The following is a 17,320-nucleotide window of genomic DNA, read 5'->3' as shown; positions in this document are numbered from 1 at the left end:
ATATATGGGTATCAGTTTCGTGTAAACTGAACAAAATATTTTCAGGAAATTATCATGTCATCTCAGTACAATGGGCTTACCCCCTCAAATACCTTATCCACTTTTAATATAGAAATTATCAAAGAACTTCTTCTCTGGATTGAGGTGAATCTGGAAAAACCGTTGCTACTTGATGACGTTGCGATCCGTTCTGGTTATACCAAATGGCATTTACAACGCGTGTTTAAACAAGCGACGGGATTAACACTTGCTTCGTATATTCGAGGAAGGCGTTTAACAAAAGCGGCAACCGAATTACGATTAACTAAATTGCCTATTCTGACTGTGGCATTGCGTTATCAGTTTGATTCCCAGCAATCATTTACGCGTCGTTTTAAAGCAACCTTTGGTGTAACACCCACAGAATATCGTAAACTAGATAATCTTTGTGGTGATAACTTTCAGCCACCAATCAATTTTGATGTTGTTGATTTACCTATTCCTAAAATTATGGAGTTGCCTGAAAGTTACGTTTATGGGATGCAATATCAGTATTTTTGCTCTATCGAAGATATAGGTAAATTGCACGAAGATATTCGTCACCAATTTTGGAATGACTTTTTACTGTATACGGATAAAAACTTTACAGAAAGTACTGTACTTATCTCATACCAACCGAACACATTACGTAAAAATAAAATCCAGATTGATTATGAAATTGGGTTAAATAGCTTAGATCATTTCACAAAAACCAGTGGTTTTAGAAAAAGAGTGATTGAGGCAGGACGCTATGTCAGATTCCAATTTAAGGGAACGCTAGAAGAATATAAACAATTTGCGATGAAAATTTATTTTTATACCCTTCCCGCATTAGGTTTATGTCGTCGCTTAGGTGCTGATATTGAAAAATATGTCAGTATAGAAACTGATGTTGATTTGATGGAATTACCAAGAACCTTAGAGATAGATTATTTCGTTCCCATTCATTAATGATCCCAAAATGGCCTGAATTTTCAGGCTATTTTATTAAGAATAAATTAATTTTATAACGACTATCTGTGCGATAAATTCTTCATCACTTGTTTCTGTACAATAATTCACTAAATTAGCTGTTTACTTATTATTAAAATAAAATTTCTATTACATCCCTACAAAAACAAACAAGGTGACCATGCGCACTTCACTTCTATTTTTACTCTCTACTTTTTTGCTTCCTTCTTTTGCAAGTTATGCAGAAATATCGACACATTTACTTTCACGTAAAGATGGTAGTGAAATTAGTTATTACTTGGATAAGCGAGCTGAAAAAAATCAGACTCTATTGGTGTTAATGCAAGGCTCTGATTGTAATAGCATTAAAAATAATACCTTTATTCAAGAAACCTTTGGTCAATGGTTACCCAACAGTGATGTTTTAATGGTAGAGAAATACGGAATTACTGCTCAATTACCTTATTCGCAATATGATGGTGAACGTGTTGATTGCCCTAAAAACTATATGCTTCATGATAATCCTAAACAACGAACTGAAGATTATGAGGCAGTGTTAGATAAATTATCTTCACAGTACCCAAATATTATTTTAATTGGTGGAAGTGAAGGTGCCACGATGGTGCATTTAGTGGTAGCTAAACGCAATGACATTAAAGCAGCTATTGCGCTAAATGGTGGGGGTCGCTTTTTTCTTGATGATGTTCTTTATAATATTCGTCTTACCACACCTAAAGAGCACATTAAAGATGCTCTAGATGGCTTTCAGCAATTTGCTAATGCCATCAAAAATAATCAAATCGATGATGAGCAATTTGTCAGTGAGCACAGTAAATTATGGTGGCAACAATATTTTGCTATTGATTTACTTAACGTTATAAAAAGTAATCAGCATACCCCTATCTTAATTATTCAGACACTTAATGACGCGAATGTAAATGTCGATGCATTTAATCAATTAAGCCAAGATATCAACCAACCTAATGTGAAGTTTATTAAATACGATAAGTTAGATCATGGGTTTTATAATGAACAAGGCGAGCGTTTAACGAATGAAATAATCAATGATATAAAGCATTGGTACTCTCAATATGAAAAACAATCCAAAAGCGGGGGATCTCAGGTTATTTTTGACTAAATGAAGCGCTATCAAGTATTACTTTAATTTCAGGTTTATTAATTTTACTTGGCATTTTTTAGTCAATCGAGAAAAATAAATTTATCTTTTTTATTGGCTCATATTCTTATTATCCTATACTTAAATAGTAACAAAATTGCTTACTAACTGATTTAAAGCAGGATCTTTATATCGTTAACTCTGTATAATGATAATTATTCTCTCTTTTAAGTTTGGGATAAGAATGGAAAGCACGACTGCACTTTTACGTCTTGATAAAATAGGTTACCGAGTCGATAACAAAACTATCCTTGATAATATCAATTTTGAACTTCAACCTTCTGAATTTAAACTTATCACAGGCCCTTCAGGTTGTGGTAAAAGCACCTTGCTCAAGATTGTCGCTTCACTACTATCACCTACCAGCGGTTCAATTTTCTTTGAAAATAAAGACTATCTAACGTTTTCACCTGAAGAATATCGCCAGCAAGTTTCTTATTGTACTCAAACACCGATGTTATTTGGTGAGACTGTTTACGATAACCTTAAATTTCCTTATTTCTTACGAAAACGCTCTGTGGATGATAAGAAAATAGCCCATGATTTGGATTATTTTTGTTTGCCTACATCCATTATGAAAAAGGGAATTAATGAACTTTCGGGAGGCGAAAAACAACGTATTTCACTGATAAGAAATCTACAATTTATGCCAAAAATCTTATTACTTGATGAGATAACAAGCGCATTAGATGAAGATAATAAAACAAAAGTGAATGATGTTATTCACCACTACGTTAAAGATCAAAATCTCGCTGTGTTATGGGTCACTCACGATCAAAATGAAATAAAACATGCTGATGATGTGATCTTATTACCTTCTCACAATGATGCCTGATTTTTTATTTTTTTATCAGTCACCCTTTTGTTATGAGCGAACATAATATTATGAACGAACATACGATAAGCAATGAATCTCTGATTTTCTCGCTTTTATTAGTTCTCGTGGCTATTTTTATTAGCCGTAAAGAAAAACTAGCTTTAGAAAAAGATATTATTTGGAGTACAGCAAGAGCCATTGTTCAACTATTAATTGTTGGCTATGTCTTGACCTATATTTTCCATGTTGACCATTTTATTCTTACTTTCTTAATGGTGTTATTTATCTGCTATAACGCCGCCCATAATGCTAAAAAGCGGAGTAAATATGTTAAAGATATCTTTCTGATCTCTTTTACCGCTATTACGACTGGGGCATTATTAACTTTAACTATTTTATTGCTCACTAGTTCCATTGCTTTTACACCCATTCAAATTATTCCAATTACGGGGATGATTGCAGGTAATGCAATGATAGCAACGGGGCTTTGTTATAATAATTTAGGTCAACGTTTTCAAAATCAACAACAGCAATTGCAAGAAATGTTAAGCCTTGGTGCAACACCTAAGTTAGCCTCAATGAGTATTATTCGAGATAGCATTAAATCTTCATTAATCCCAACGGTTGATGCAGCAAAGACTGTCGGTATTGTGAGTTTACCGGGTATGATGTCAGGGCTTATATTTGCTGGTGTTGATCCATTACAAGCCGTTAAATATCAAATTATGGTGACTTTTATGTTGATGGCAACAGCCAGTATTTCAACCATTATTGCTTGCTATTTAACCTATAAGAAGTTTTTTAATCAACGCCACCAGCTTATTAATTTTGAAAGCCGCTAAATATATCTATTTAGCAATATTTAAAAAGGTCACTTAATAAAGTGACCTTTTTTATTACTTACTGAGAGGTCGGTTTAAAAGCTTATTTTAATACCGTACATCCCATTTTTTTGACTAACTCACCGGCTTGAGATTTCACACCTTGAGCACTTTCAGGTAACTGACTCCAAAGTGTTAAACCAGTACGAGCTTCCACTTCTGCTGCCGTTACTTGGAATTCACAGAAATTTGCTTTTTTCGGTGTTTGTTGATCCATAATAAATGCTGCATAAGAGGAGCTTTCTGGTGAATCATTTAGAAAAACCACTTTGAAATATGCACTTGGAATTGTGTGATCTTTATCTGTACTTGGCAATTTACCCATATCTCTTTCGTAAATAGGTCCTGTAACTGTAAAGACTTTGTGACCTTCTTTTGCCAAATTACGCTCTTGATCTTCTAATCGCACCCAAGCACCTTGGTTTAAGTCTGCTTTTTGCGGTGTAATATTAGAAAGATAGTTAAGCGCATTCCAACCTGGTAACGCAGCTAATGAAGCGAGAGGAGCCTGATGACCACGGTCAACTTTTAATGTGGCATTGGCATTTTTGTAATCCGTTGGCGATAAGGTTTCATCATTACCTAAAGCCGGATCTTTTTTCCAGTTACGTGCTTTACCACTACCAATACTGTCTTTCGTCACTAAATAAGCAACCCAATCTGCAAACTTGGTTTCGCTATTATTATTTAATGTATAAACATCGCGTTGAATAGTGGTTTCACTGCCACCTAATGGACAACCAATACCACAGTTTTCATCATTCATTGCACGCATTGAAGTATCACGCACAACAGCAGATGATTGAGTTTCAAGTTCAGGTACTACTGTCATCTCTGAATTGGCATAACTAGTTGAAACCATAAGCAGTGATAAAACAATTGGGGTAATACGTTTCATATAAAATTCCTTTTTATAAAATGAAGAAACAAAAAAACTCGCCGAAGCGAGTTTTTTTGTTCAAATAAGAGAAAATCCAATCTTCTCTTTCAGTAAATTCAGGTAATAAACGGCGAAGAAAAACGCATCATTTTAATAATGATGTACGTTTCAATCACTGAATATGACTCAGAATTTTGCTACGAAATATGATGGAGGTTTTCACAACCCTAGAATGCAAAAAGCCCCGCATAAGCGAGGCATTTATTCATTTGGTTGGTGAAATTCAAATTTCCCACCATGAGAATAATAGTGAACTATATTTCCCATTTCGTCAATAGATTTTCTTAAAAAAAATATTTGGTGAATGATTTATTCTCTTATTAACATCAAAAGGGGAATTTTTTATCTTTAATGTAATATCAAGCTGTATAGTTAACATCCCATCGTTTTTCTAAGCTTTCGCGTAATTCAAAGGTAAGCGAAATCACCACATTCTCACCAACGTAAGGGTATCTGGCGATAAAAATAACCTGATTATTATTGGGTAATTCAAAGACTTCTGCTTCACCTAAATGAAGTGACATCACAATTTTCTTTTTAGAAAAACGGATCGGTTTTCCATAATGAGCATGTAACCACTCTTGTGTCATTAATGGCTGTAACCCGAAAGGAAGTGCATGAGGGAAATGAAATTGCTTTGTTTTTTCATCAAATAGCGTCAGCGTGATTTCACTTAAACCGACACCATACGGCTCAAAATATAAGTGAAGAGATTCTTTTCTCATCGCTAAACTGCCACTTTTAGGTTTGGACTTATAAGGAATTAAATTTTGATCGTAAACATCTTGATATTTTTTCCCTAATTGAGCAATTAGCCCAGCAATATCTATTGTCATTACTTACATTCCTTAACAAAAAGCCCCTATAAAGGAGCTTTTTAATGAAAATAAGAAATTAACCACGTCCTTTCGGACGATTAAGAATATGATCTTCCCAATCTTCAACTTCAGTTTCTGGCACTGCAATATATCTTACAGAAATATTACCTTGGTGCATTTTTGCTTTATTACCTGCAATAAGCGGATGCCAGCTTTGTAACGTTTTGCCTTCTGCTAACAGACGATACGCACATGTCATTGGTAACCACTCAAAAGTCGGTAAATTATACCGTGTAAGCTTGATACAATCTGGCTCATAACGGAAACGATCTTCGTAATTACTGCATTGGCAGGTTTTAATATTTAGCTGATTACAAGCGACATTGGTAAAATATATCTCGTCAGTATCATCATCCATTAACTTGTGTAAACAACACTGCCCACACCCGTCACAGAGCGATTCCCACTCATCATCACTCATTTCATCCAATGTTTTAGTCTGCCAAAAAGCCTGTGTCATCTCTACGTTATTACCTTATTGCTCATCTAATACGAATTAAATAACCCGCGTTGTCAGCTGATGTTCATTAACACTTAATACCAACATATCGCCTGATTCTAGAGGGCCAACACCTTCAGGTGTTCCCGTTAAAATCACATCACCAGGACGTAGGGTAAAAAAGCGAGACATATAGCTGATAAGGGGTAAAACAGGGGTTAGCATATCACGACTGTTACCCTGCTGACGAATCTCGTCATTAACACGTAACATTAAATCTGCGTTTTGCGGGTCGCCAAATGAATTGACAGGGATAAAGCCAGACAATGGTGCAGAGCCATCAAACGCTTTACTTTTTTCCCACGGCTGCCCTGCTTTTTTCAATTTACCTTGTAAATCACGCAATGTGAGATCAAGACCAATACCGAAACCCGCAATTGCACGATCAACTCTATCTTCATTAGCTTGTTTAAGTGGCTGACCAATAAGTACTGCTAATTCAATTTCGTGGTGAACCGCACCCATATCTTTTGGGATAGCAATAGGTTGGCGAATATCACACATAGCTGTTTCTGGTTTGATAAAAATCACAGGCTCTTCTGAGCGAACGGATCCCATCTCTTTAATGTGATTTGCATAGTTACTACCAACGCAAATCACTTTATTGACAGGAAAATCAAGTAACGCACCTTCCCAATCACGATGTTGATACATAATGTGTTCCTTTTAGGTAAATTGCTGTGTTTTATTTCACTGTAAAAACGCGATTAGCTCGCGTTAGGCAGTGAATTTATTTTATTAGCAACGCCATCAGCCATTGTGACAATGCTAAGGGCAAAAAAGTAAGAGCTGTTCCAATGCATAATCGTACGGAAGTTCTGTGTCACTAAATAGCTTCTGTGCAAATCATCATCAGGAATAATTAACCATACAGGCATAGTATCGTTCAATTGACTATTTGCTGGTAATTGAACACCCAATGCTTTCCATTGAGCGACCGTTTTTTTCTGTTCGGTCTTAATACCTTCAAGCTGTTGGTTAAAATCTACCGATAAAGTAACCTGTTCTCCCCAAGGAAGTCCACTTTTCCAGCCTTCCGTCGCCAAATAGTTAGCAGCCGAAGCAAATGCGTCTTCTTGAGTGTTCCAAATATCGATTTTTCCATCACCATTGCCATCTGCGGCATAAGTTAGGAAAGAAGATGGCATAAACTGAGTTTGTCCCATCGCTCCTGCCCAGGAGCCTTTAAGTCGCTGTCCCTGAGGGATATGTCCTTCCTCAATAATCTCTAATGCTGCCATTAATTGACGGGTAAAAAGTTCTTCACGACGGCCTTCAAATGCGAGCGTTGCAAGTGCAGAGACAACATCTTCTTTGCCTTGCACCTTACCAAAGCCACTCTCAAGTCCCCATAACGCAACAATATAGTTTGCAGGTACACCATATTTTTTGCTGATTTGTTCTAGAGTATCTTGATTCTCTTGATAGAGTTTAGCCCCTTGGTTTAAACGGCCGTTGGTGACAATGCGTGGTAAATAAACATCGAGTGTGATTTTCTTTTCCGGCTGATTACGGTCTGATTTAATCACTCGTTCAATAAAATGTGCTTCTGAAAAAGCAAAATCTATTGTTTCTTGTTTATATCCCAATTGAGCGGCTTTCAATTTCAATGCTTCAACATAAGCAGGAAATTGTGCAGAAGTACGAGTTTCTTTAGGAAACGCTTGTTCTAACGATGCAACATCCACTTGTTTCCATCGAGGCATTTTTTGTGTTTCAACTGCCGTTGCCTCTGGTGCGGTAATTTGTCTTTCAGCCAACTTTTGTTGGCTATTAGTACACGCAGATAACATTAAACCGGAAACAATCACAGCGATGAATGAATATTTGAACATTTATGCTCCTTTTATCTCGATGATTTATTCAGTTTTTTCTGATTTTTTTAATTCATCTAAATAAGCATTTAACATACTTTCGACAGGTGGTGGAACTTGTAAGTAAAAACCCTGCTCAACTAATGCTTTTTTGACTTTTTCAATGTCAGCATGCGCTAAACGCTGTCTATCCGCGAGATTAAGCAACATTGAAAATTGTGGTTCGCCAAAACTTTGTAATAATTCGTCCGGAATTCGAGAGAAATCATCCTTTTTTTCGATGTATAAATAAGTTTGATCACGTTTGGTACTACGGTAAATTGCACAAATCATTTTCATTAAACTCTAATTATTAAAATAAGCGACTTGCCTGAATATTTTAGTAAATATAACATGCTTATATACTTTCGTAATATCGTCTCTGGTTTTTTGTGCCAGATTATAAAAAATTTACTGAGTCAGATAGATGTCAAACACGCCCATTGAGTTAAAAGGCAGTAATTTTACCCTTTCAGTACTCCATTTAAACGATGGAACACCGAAAGTTATTCGTCAGGCTATTTCAGAAAAAATTGCACAAGCGCCTCAATTTCTGAAAAACGCACCTGTGGTTATCAATGTCTCTGCTTTAGCAGATGAGAATATTGATTTTAAAAAACTGAGGCGAATTGTAGAAGATGCTGGCTTACGAGTCGTGGGAATTAGTGGTAGTTCAGACGCTCAACAGAAAGAAGCGATAATTGCCGCACAGTTACCTATCTTAAATGAAGGTAAAATAGTTAAGCCAAGCACTCAGGCAAATAACGATAAAACGAATGAAGCTCCGGCAGTTGTTCGTCAAAAAACAAAAATCATCCATGCTCCTGTTCGTTCAGGTCAGCGAATTTATGCACAAAATAGCGATTTAGTTGTTATTAGTAATGTAAGTGCAGGTGCTGAATTAATTGCTGATGGCAATGTTCATGTCTACGGTGTATTGCGTGGACGCGTACTTGCAGGCGCATCGGGTGATAAAGAGAGCCATATTTTTTGTACACATCTGTCTGCTGAACTTGTTTCTATTGCTGGTCAATATTGGCTAAGCGACCAAATTCCTACGGACTTTGTTGGTAAGTCAGTACAACTGAGTCTGCAAGAGAATGAATTAACAATCGAGAACTTAATTTAGAGCATCGACAAGGAATCACTCCATGGCACGCATTATTGTTGTTACGTCAGGTAAAGGTGGGGTTGGTAAAACAACTTCCAGCGCGGCCATTTCTACCGGCCTCGCTCAAAAAGGTCATAAGACGGTTGTTATCGACTTTGATATTGGGTTACGTAATTTAGACCTTATCATGGGTTGTGAACGTAGGGTTGTTTATGATTTTGTTAATGTTATTCAGGGCGATGCATCTTTAAATCAAGCATTGATTAAAGATAAGCGTACAGAAAATTTGTTTATTCTCCCTGCATCACAAACAAGAGATAAAGACGCTCTCACCCGTGATGGTGTAGAACAAGTATTAGATGAACTCGATGAAATGGGTTTTGACTTTATTATTTGTGACTCTCCTGCGGGTATTGAAAGTGGTGCATTAATGGCCCTTTATTTCGCAGATGAAGCTATTATCACAACAAACCCTGAAGTATCATCTGTACGTGACTCCGACCGTATTTTAGGCATTCTTGCCTCTAAATCACGTCGTGCTGAACGTGGTGAAGATCCAATTAAAGAACATCTGCTATTAACTCGTTATAATCCGGGCCGCGTTAACCGTGGTGACATGTTAAGTATGGAAGATGTTCTTGAAATTCTATGCATTCCACTATTGGGTGTTATTCCAGAAGATCAATCTGTTTTACGTTCATCTAACCAAGGTGAACCTGTTATTTTAGATGGCGAATCTGATGCAGGTAAAGCCTATTCAGATACAGTAAATCGTTTGTTAGGTGAAGAACATCCATTCCGTTTTATTGAAGAAGAGAAAAAAGGCTTTCTGAAACGCCTTTTTGGGGGGTAAAAGATGGCTTTACTAGATTTTTTCCTGTCGCGTAAAAAGTCGACAGCTAATATTGCCAAGGAGCGTCTGCAAATTATCGTAGCAGAACGTCGCCGTGGTGATAGCGAGCCAGCTTATTTACCTGATATGAAAAGAGATTTATTAGGTGTCATCTGTAAATATGTACAGATTGATCCAGAGATGCTTTCTGTTCAATTTGAACAAAAAGGCGATGATATCTCTGTTTTAGAGCTAAATGTGACTTTACCTGAGAGTGAAGAGCCCACAAAGTAAATCATATTTTACGCTTTATCTAAGTCATTATTCACAGAGCCAGCCATGAACTATAATTAATTTGATTGGCTCTGTGTTTAATTATATACATATTGAATACACCTGAATGCGCAAATAGCGCTATATCTCGTTGCTATTTTAATCATTGGTGATAAGTCACAGGAGACCCGTTATTTCGTCATAACATTTATATTTACCAATAATCTATTTAGTCTATTTCTGCCTTCACCTTCTTTAGGTGTTTTTTGTGTGCAAAAAATAAGAGCCTCAAAAGAGACTCCTATTTGTTATTCTTTAGTTTGTCTATTTATTAAACTAACGTTCCCATTTTATTTTGGATATTAGAGGTTGGAAAATAGACAATTAACAAGACTATGGATATTGCGCCAGAATTTCTGTCACTTTCTCTTCTAATAATGCTTTACGCCAGCGCGAAATTAATTCAGGTTGCCCTTCTTTTATTTTCCAGTGAATACTTAATAACTGATTAATCTGTCTTCTTGAAGCTAATAATTCAGGGTTGTAGCGCTTATCTTCACTAATTTCTTGAATAATCGCTTTAATCGCTTTAAATGCTTTTTTGTAGTTTGGTTGTTCAATTAAATTACCAATAGGCTCTGGGCAATCTTCATCTTTAACTTCTTTAGCTTTAACAACAAAATCTAATAATCGACGGCCATGACAACGAATTTCTTGACCTGAAAGCGACAATGCATCGAGTTCTGCTAATGACGATGGAAGATAACGAGCAACAGACCATAGGTGTTCTTCTCTTACAACGAAGTTTAATGCCATATCTCGAGCTTTGGCTTGATTTAAACGCCACTGAGCAAGCATTTGTAAGCATGCTAACTGTTGGTCTTTTAATTGCCATGCATTGCTAATATCACGATAGGCGAGCTCTGGTACAACCGTTTCTTGTCGACGTTCTGCAATCATTTTGCATTCATCTGCGATCGCATCCATATAGCCGGCTTCTTCTGCTTCTTTAATTAATTTTTTAGCTAAAGGTAGCAAATAGAAAACATCACCACTGGCATATTGGCACTGTTTTTCAGTTAAAGGACGCGCTAACCAATCTGTTCGGGATTCACTTTTATCTAGTGCAACATTTTCATATTTCTCAACTAATGTCGCAAAACCACAAGAGATAGGATGCCCTAAAAATGCAGCCACCACCTGAGTGTCAATCATTGGTGTTGGAACACAACCAAACTGGTGAGAGAAAACCTCGAGATCTTCACTTCCAGCATGGAGAAACTTCATAATGCCCGGGTTTATTAATAGCTCAACGAAAGGAGCCCAATCCTTAATTGCTAACGGATCAATAAGAGAGATCTGTTTACCGTCATACATCTGGATCAAACCAAGATGAGGGTAATAGGTACGTATGCGGACAAACTCTGTATCTAAAGCAATTTGTGAAGCCTCTGAAGCGGCTTTACAGGCGGTATCCAGTGCAGTGTCTGTCGTAATCAATTGATAATTCAAAACAGGTTTCTCTTGTTTTTATGTCTAATGACTTTTTTATGTAATCACAAAAACGCCGGTATAAACCGGCGAAATTGAAAAAGGTTATTGAGTGTTGTATCAAGATTCAGTTGAGGTTTTCAACTCTTTTTCTTCATTTCTTAACTCTCTGCGTAAAATTTTACCAACATTTGATTTTGGTAATTCATCACGAAACTCAATAATTTTAGGTACTTTATAGCCTGTTAGGTAACGACGACAGTGTGTTTTTATCTCATCTTCCGTTAATGATGGATCTTTTTTCACAATGAAAACTTTAACGGTTTCACCAGAGTTTTTGCTGGGTACGCCAATTGCAGCCGACTCCAAAACCTTAGGATGTGCCGTAACGACTTCTTCAACTTCATTAGGGTATACATTAAAACCAGAAACTAAGATCATATCTTTTTTACGGTCAATGATACGAATAAAGCCTTCGTCATCCATTGTGGCAATATCACCTGTTGCAACCCAACCATCGTGTAGGACTTCATCAGTTGCATCAGGGCGATTCCAATAGCCCTTCATGACCTGAGGGCCACGAACCCACATTTCACCGCCTACCGTGCGGTCAACTTCGTTACCTTCATCATCAATAAACTTAACGTCCGTTGAAGGTACAGGCAATCCAATACTGCCACTGTATTTTTTCAGATTATAAGGGTTACCGGTGACTAAAGGAGAACATTCCGTCAAACCATAACCTTCTAACAGATGTTTACCAGTTAACTCTTCCCACTCTTTAGCAACACTACTTTGAACAGGCATACCGCCGCCAACAGAGAGATTCAGTTTCGAGAAGTCGAGCTGACGAAATTCTGGATTTTGCAACCAAGCATTAAATAAAGTATTTACACCTGTGATTGCCGTGACAGGGTAACGTCCTAACTCTTTAATTGTTCCTTTCACATCGCGAGGGTTAGTGATAAGTAAGTTTTTACCACCAATTTCAATAAAGAGTAGACAGTTAACGGTTAAAGCAAAAACGTGATACAGCGGTAATGCAGTGACCACCAGCTCTTTACCTACATTTAGTGCAGGTACATAAGCCGCTTTCGCTTGCTCAAGGTTTGCCAACATATTGCGATGCGTTAACATTGCGCCTTTAGCAATTCCTGTTGTGCCACCTGTGTATTGCAAAAAGGCTAAATCTTTACCTGTAATTTCAGGTTTAATATATTGCATACGATAGCCAAAATGCATTGCTCGACGAAATGAAATTGCATCAGGCAAGTTATATTTAGGTACTAATCGTTTGATATATTTAACAACAAAGTCGACTAATGTTGCTTTAGGACGAGAGAGTTGATCACCCATTCGGGTCAAAATAACGTGTTTAATATTGGTATTAAACACGATTTTTTCGAGTGTATGCGCAAAGTTGGAGACTATTACAATGGCACTTGCACCACTGTCATTTAACTGATGTTCAAGTTCTCTTGGTGTGTAAAGTGGGTTTACGTTTACGACAACCATGCCTGCACGAAGAATACCGAAAAGCGCGATAGGATATTGCAGTAAATTAGGCATCATTAAGGCAACACGATCACCTTTCTTCAGTCCTAAGCCATTTTGCAGATATGCTGCAAAAGCACGGCTACGCTCTTCAAGTTTGCGATAAGTCATGACCTCGCCCATATTGATAAAGGCGGGTTGATCTGCGTAATTTGCGACAGCGTTTTCAAGCATCTCAGCAAGGGATGCGAAACGGTCCGGGTCAATTTCAGCCGGAACATCTGCCGGATAACGTTTAAGCCAGACTTTTTCCAAAGTAGTACTCCTGATTAATCGCACTTCTTGGGTTAATATTGTGTTTCATTTTTAACAAAGTATTAACTCATCCTACCAGCACAAACAATTTTCTGTTGTGAAGATGCGAAGTGTGTCACTAAATATTTTATTTTTAGATTAACAAAAAAGAAGGCGGTCAAAACCGCCCTCTCTTTTATTTTTATTCAACTTTAATAACTCTATTAGATAGTTACCTAATATATTATAGATATTGATTATACACCGTTTCATACAAATGGAGATAAAATATTATATCGTCATGCGATCTAATACCCACTTTTTATTCTAAAACGGGCACGACCTGACCAGTTCCATATGGATATCCACCGTAACCGCCATATCCATGGTGATAGCCCCAATATGGACCATCGCCATAATATCCCCATGTCATAACAGGTGCGGGCATAATGACTTGCTGTGTCAGTGTCCAACGTTTTATACCTGTTACATCAATACGTAAAAATGGATAACTCGCCTCACCAACTTTGCCAGTTTCAACACCTTTGATAGTACCAACAACAGTTACATATTGATTTTTATAATCAGTGGGATCTAAGAAATGCATAACATTAGCATAGAGACGCCCAACAGAAGGCTGTTTCAATTCTGGTGCAGCATCGTATTGAGAAAGAGGCATAACGGCAATTTCTAGCTGCGTTGATGATTGAAGATTTTTAACATCAATCACACGTCCACCAAAACGCCCTTCTTGACCAATATAAAGTTCAGGTGCAGCAAAAACGCCATTTAAATTAGTCACTGGCGTAGCTGATGTACCTTTTATTGATTCAGGTATAGAGACGCATCCCGCTAGAAACAAAGCACTAGATAGAAATAGCGCTTTGCTTACCAAACGGTAGTTTAATTGTCTGTTCATAAACCACCTCATTGCAAGTCAATATTAACGTTACTCTATAATAATATTATAGCCTAGCTTCACTCTTCGGCTTCTAATAGATACTTCTAAATCTATTCACGACCAGGCAATTTTTTCCACGTCACTTCATTACGTAAATAAACTGGCTCAGCATCTTCAACTTTCGTGGCTTTACCTTCATGCCAAGCAGTTACAGCAAGAGGTAACATATCTTGTGCAGCGGGAAGCGTGATCTCAGTTTCAACAACAGTGAAAGGCAGTGCCTCTTTTAAATCAGGATATGCTTGCCAGCCTGTACCTGCAATTGCCCATGTTCCTGTTGTTGACTGTAATGCTTCAATAAATTGCTCAGGTTTCATCACCGCTTCAGTGTCTTCGCCCATCCAAACACCTGCATCATTACGCTGATATTGAGCGCAATAAATTTCACCCATACGCGCATCTATTGCTACAAGAACTTGTTTAATACCCGTTGTTCTAAAGACACCTTCAGCCATTGTGGCAAGTGATGAAATACCAATCATTGGCAACTCTGCACCTAACGCGATACCTTGTGCAACACCTACACCGATGCGAACACCTGTAAAACTTCCGGGACCTCGCCCAAAAGCAAGAACATCCAATGATTGCAATGTGATGTTTGCTTCTTCTAAGGCGCTTTTCACCATAGGTAAAATCTTTTGTGTATGTTCACGAGGTGAGATTTCAAAACGTGAAGCAACAACGCCTTCATTCCAAACTGCAACTGAACAAGATTCTGTTGCAGTATCAATTGCTAAAATTCGCAGTGACACGCCATAACTCCGGCAAATTCGATAATTAAAAGAGGAAGAATAATATCATAATAGTGTTCAACAGAATAAACACACATTCTGTGCGATCGCTATTATGAATCCGATATTTCTTGTATTACATTCTGCTGTGCGCGTTGGCTCAAAAAATTCATTGTTTTTTCGAGTGAACGCGTGCGAGGTGACGGAGGCAAACTGCTTAAAAAAACTTCGCCATAAGCACGAGAAACTAACCTATCATCACAAACTATAATTGCACCATAATCGTGTACATCACGAATTAATCGCCCAACACCTTGCTTTAAACTAATAACAGCATCAGGAATTTGGACGTCTCTAAAAGCATCTCCGCCTCGCAATTCACAATCTTCAATACGTGCTCTTAATAAAGGATCATCAGGTGCTGTAAAGGGTAATTTATCAATAATCACGCAAGACAACGTATCGCCACGCACGTCAACGCCTTCCCAAAAACTTTGGGTCGCAACTAAAAGCGCATTTCCTGATGAAACAAACTTTTGCAGTAATTGCGTCTTGCTCATTTCTCCTTGCATCAATACAGGTAATGGCAAACTGGCTTTAAACTCTTCAGCAAGTCCACGCATCATGGCATGTGAGGTACAGAGGAAAAAACAGCGGCCTTGGTTCTTTAAAATAACGGGCGTTAGCATAGCGGCTAAACGTTTCGCTGTATAAGGCTGATTTAATGGTGGTAAATAACGCGGTACACAGAGTAATGTTTGATGTTGATAATCAAATGGGCTGTTTAAAATCAGTGTTGTCGCATTTTCTAAGCCTAATCTATCTGTGTAATAAGACATCTGCTCATTTACAGAAAGTGTTGCTGAGGTAAATACCCAACTGCTTTTATGCGATTTGATTAATTCGCGAAATTTATCTGCAACAGACAATGGTGTGATAGCTAATAAGAAATGGCGACCATAACTTTCAAACCAGTAACTATAACCCGGAATTGTGGTGTCAATCAGGCGTTTTAAGCGATTGCGGTAAACAGTGGCACGTTCAAAAGCACTATCAAGTAATTGGCTTCGCCCTAACGAGAGTTTCATTACGTCATAACTCAATTCTAAGGCATCATCCAGTAACGTAAGAAAACGTTTTGTTTCGCCACCTTGCAATAGCTCACGTAAGTTTCCTCGATAGCCTGTTTCACCTAACACTAGGCGAAAATCCATCACCATTTGTGTTAATCTATCAGCACTTTTTTGTAACTGAACTTGGTCTCTTACTTCTGTGCGATAAGCAACCGTCATATCTCTGGCGAGATCAAATAGCTGTCTACTGGTAAGTTGTTGTCCAAAGTAGTGGCTAGCAATATCTGGAATTTGATGGGCTTCATCAAAGATCATAATTTCAGCTTCCGGAATTAGCTCACCAAAACCAGTATCTTTAACAACAGTATCCGCCATAAATAAATGGTGATTAACCACCACGACATCTGCATCCATTGCTTTTTTACGTGCGCTTAGAACATAGCACTCTTTATAACGAGGGCAATCACTTCCCAAGCAGTTATCGTTAGTGCTGGTGACTAAAGGCCAAACTCGGCTATCTTCAGCAACACTATGACAACGGCTAACATCACCATCTTCTGTTTGTGTTGACCATTGGCGTACATACATGACATCAGACAAAACTTCAGCTTCCAGATCACCACCACTGAGCATTTGCTGATCAAGTCGTTCTAAACAAAGATAGTTAGAGCGCCCTTTTAATAATGCTGTATTACCATCATAATTAATCGCTTCAATGATTGTAGGTAAATCTCGACTATATAATTGATCTTGCAAGGCTTTAGAGCCTGTTGAGATAATAGTTTTTTTACCCGAACGCAAAGCCGGTACAAGATAGGCATACGTTTTTCCGGTACCCGTACCCGCTTCTGCGATAAGTACACCTTGCTTATCAATAGTTTCCGTTATTGATTTCGCCATTTGTCGTTGAGCTTCACGGGGATGAAATCCTGTAATAGTTCGGGTTAAAATCCCGTTTTCTGCAAAATCGTCTGACACAGGCATACTCTTTTTATAAAATAAGACGTAAATTATGCCAGTGGATAACCAAAAGTACCACCTATGCC

The 17,320-nt window shown here is 37.7% G+C and carries 18 protein-coding genes; 7 read left to right on the top strand and 11 right to left on the bottom strand.

Translation table 11 applies throughout. The annotated features are described in order from the left end of the window. The first annotated feature begins 54 nt into the window (after window positions 1-54). From ABN236_RS13165 to fetB, 4 genes are all read left to right on the top strand, one after another. On the top strand, window positions 55-969 hold the full coding sequence (locus ABN236_RS13165; RefSeq protein WP_194950562.1) for a helix-turn-helix domain-containing protein: 915 nt from the start codon (window positions 55-57) through the stop codon (window positions 967-969). A 181-nt stretch (window positions 970-1,150) separates the two neighbouring features. Next, the gene (locus ABN236_RS13160) at window positions 1,151-2,107 is read left to right on the top strand and encodes an acyl-CoA thioester hydrolase/BAAT C-terminal domain-containing protein (RefSeq protein ID WP_349474172.1); all 957 of its coding nucleotides are present in this window, start codon (window positions 1,151-1,153) and stop codon (window positions 2,105-2,107) included. Window positions 2,108-2,330: 223 nt separating this feature from the next. After that, the gene (gene fetA, locus ABN236_RS13155) at window positions 2,331-2,981 is read left to right on the top strand and encodes an iron efflux ABC transporter ATP-binding subunit FetA (RefSeq protein WP_088495476.1); all 651 of its coding nucleotides are present in this window, start codon (window positions 2,331-2,333) and stop codon (window positions 2,979-2,981) included. Between the two features lie 50 nt (window positions 2,982-3,031). After that, on the top strand, window positions 3,032-3,805 hold the full coding sequence (gene fetB, locus ABN236_RS13150) for an iron efflux ABC transporter permease subunit FetB (RefSeq protein ID WP_349474171.1): 774 nt from the start codon (window positions 3,032-3,034) through the stop codon (window positions 3,803-3,805). Between the two features lie 82 nt (window positions 3,806-3,887). Here the strand turns inward: fetB and ABN236_RS13145 are convergent, their stop codons facing one another. The 6 genes from ABN236_RS13145 to ABN236_RS13120 all read right to left on the bottom strand — a co-directional run bounded on the left by ABN236_RS13145 (window position 3,888) and on the right by ABN236_RS13120 (window position 8,308). Continuing rightward, window positions 3,888-4,619, bottom strand: a complete 732-nt coding sequence (locus ABN236_RS13145) for a DNA/RNA non-specific endonuclease (RefSeq protein ID WP_227719050.1) — start codon at window positions 4,617-4,619, stop codon at window positions 3,888-3,890. 524 nt (window positions 4,620-5,143) lie between these two features. Then, window positions 5,144-5,620, bottom strand: coding sequence for a DUF6392 family protein (locus ABN236_RS13140; RefSeq protein ID WP_318618783.1), 477 nt, complete (start codon window positions 5,618-5,620; stop codon window positions 5,144-5,146). A gap of 58 nt (window positions 5,621-5,678) precedes the next feature. Beyond that, window positions 5,679-6,122 (bottom strand): cysteine cluster protein YcgN, encoded by a 444-nt coding sequence (ycgN, locus tag ABN236_RS13135; protein ID WP_088495473.1) that lies wholly within the window; start codon window positions 6,120-6,122, stop codon window positions 5,679-5,681. Window positions 6,123-6,158: 36 nt separating this feature from the next. Next, window positions 6,159-6,815 carry a fumarylacetoacetate hydrolase family protein gene (locus tag ABN236_RS13130; protein ID WP_075671101.1) on the bottom strand — a complete coding sequence of 219 codons (657 nt, stop codon included), beginning with the start codon at window positions 6,813-6,815 and terminating at the stop codon, window positions 6,159-6,161. Between the two features lie 53 nt (window positions 6,816-6,868). After that, a complete protein-coding gene (locus tag ABN236_RS13125) occupies window positions 6,869-7,996 on the bottom strand; it encodes a lytic murein transglycosylase (protein WP_270753359.1) in 1,128 nt (375 codons plus the stop codon). A gap of 24 nt (window positions 7,997-8,020) precedes the next feature. Continuing rightward, on the bottom strand, window positions 8,021-8,308 hold the full coding sequence (locus ABN236_RS13120; RefSeq protein WP_069369136.1) for a YcgL domain-containing protein: 288 nt from the start codon (window positions 8,306-8,308) through the stop codon (window positions 8,021-8,023). Between the two features lie 133 nt (window positions 8,309-8,441). Between ABN236_RS13120 and minC the strand changes: the two genes are divergently transcribed. From minC to minE, 3 genes are read left to right on the top strand one after another with little or no spacing between them, the layout of a single operon-like run. After that, entirely contained in the window at window positions 8,442-9,143 is a 702-nt protein-coding gene (gene minC / locus ABN236_RS13115) for a septum site-determining protein MinC (protein WP_311754883.1), read from the top strand. A 22-nt stretch (window positions 9,144-9,165) separates the two neighbouring features. Continuing rightward, the gene (gene minD / locus ABN236_RS13110) at window positions 9,166-9,978 is read left to right on the top strand and encodes a septum site-determining protein MinD (RefSeq protein ID WP_023582090.1); all 813 of its coding nucleotides are present in this window, start codon (window positions 9,166-9,168) and stop codon (window positions 9,976-9,978) included. Window positions 9,979-9,981: 3 nt separating this feature from the next. Beyond that, window positions 9,982-10,251 carry a cell division topological specificity factor MinE gene (gene minE / locus ABN236_RS13105; RefSeq protein WP_023582089.1) on the top strand — a complete coding sequence of 90 codons (270 nt, stop codon included), beginning with the start codon at window positions 9,982-9,984 and terminating at the stop codon, window positions 10,249-10,251. A gap of 372 nt (window positions 10,252-10,623) precedes the next feature. Here minE and rnd read toward each other — a convergent pair whose 3' ends face one another. From rnd to yoaA, 5 genes are all read right to left on the bottom strand, one after another. Beyond that, on the bottom strand, window positions 10,624-11,742 hold the full coding sequence (rnd, locus tag ABN236_RS13100; protein WP_349474170.1) for a ribonuclease D: 1,119 nt from the start codon (window positions 11,740-11,742) through the stop codon (window positions 10,624-10,626). Between the two features lie 99 nt (window positions 11,743-11,841). After that, entirely contained in the window at window positions 11,842-13,530 is a 1,689-nt protein-coding gene (gene fadD / locus ABN236_RS13095) for a long-chain-fatty-acid--CoA ligase FadD (RefSeq protein ID WP_088495469.1), read from the bottom strand. A gap of 301 nt (window positions 13,531-13,831) precedes the next feature. Continuing rightward, a complete protein-coding gene (locus tag ABN236_RS13090) occupies window positions 13,832-14,428 on the bottom strand; it encodes a Slp family lipoprotein (RefSeq protein WP_349474169.1) in 597 nt (198 codons plus the stop codon). Window positions 14,429-14,520: 92 nt separating this feature from the next. Further along, on the bottom strand, window positions 14,521-15,222 hold the full coding sequence (gene tsaB, locus ABN236_RS13085) for a tRNA (adenosine(37)-N6)-threonylcarbamoyltransferase complex dimerization subunit type 1 TsaB (RefSeq protein ID WP_194950572.1): 702 nt from the start codon (window positions 15,220-15,222) through the stop codon (window positions 14,521-14,523). Between the two features lie 92 nt (window positions 15,223-15,314). Then, window positions 15,315-17,258 carry a DNA repair helicase YoaA gene (gene yoaA / locus ABN236_RS13080; protein WP_349474168.1) on the bottom strand — a complete coding sequence of 648 codons (1,944 nt, stop codon included), beginning with the start codon at window positions 17,256-17,258 and terminating at the stop codon, window positions 15,315-15,317. Window positions 17,259-17,320: the final 62 nt, after the last annotated feature.

The organism is Proteus sp. fly-1013, assembly GCF_040140245.1.
GTDB classification, from domain to species: domain Bacteria; phylum Pseudomonadota; class Gammaproteobacteria; order Enterobacterales; family Enterobacteriaceae; genus Proteus; species Proteus mirabilis_B.
Note: the sequence above shows the minus strand (reverse complement) of the source record. Positions and strands in the feature narration are given on the sequence as shown.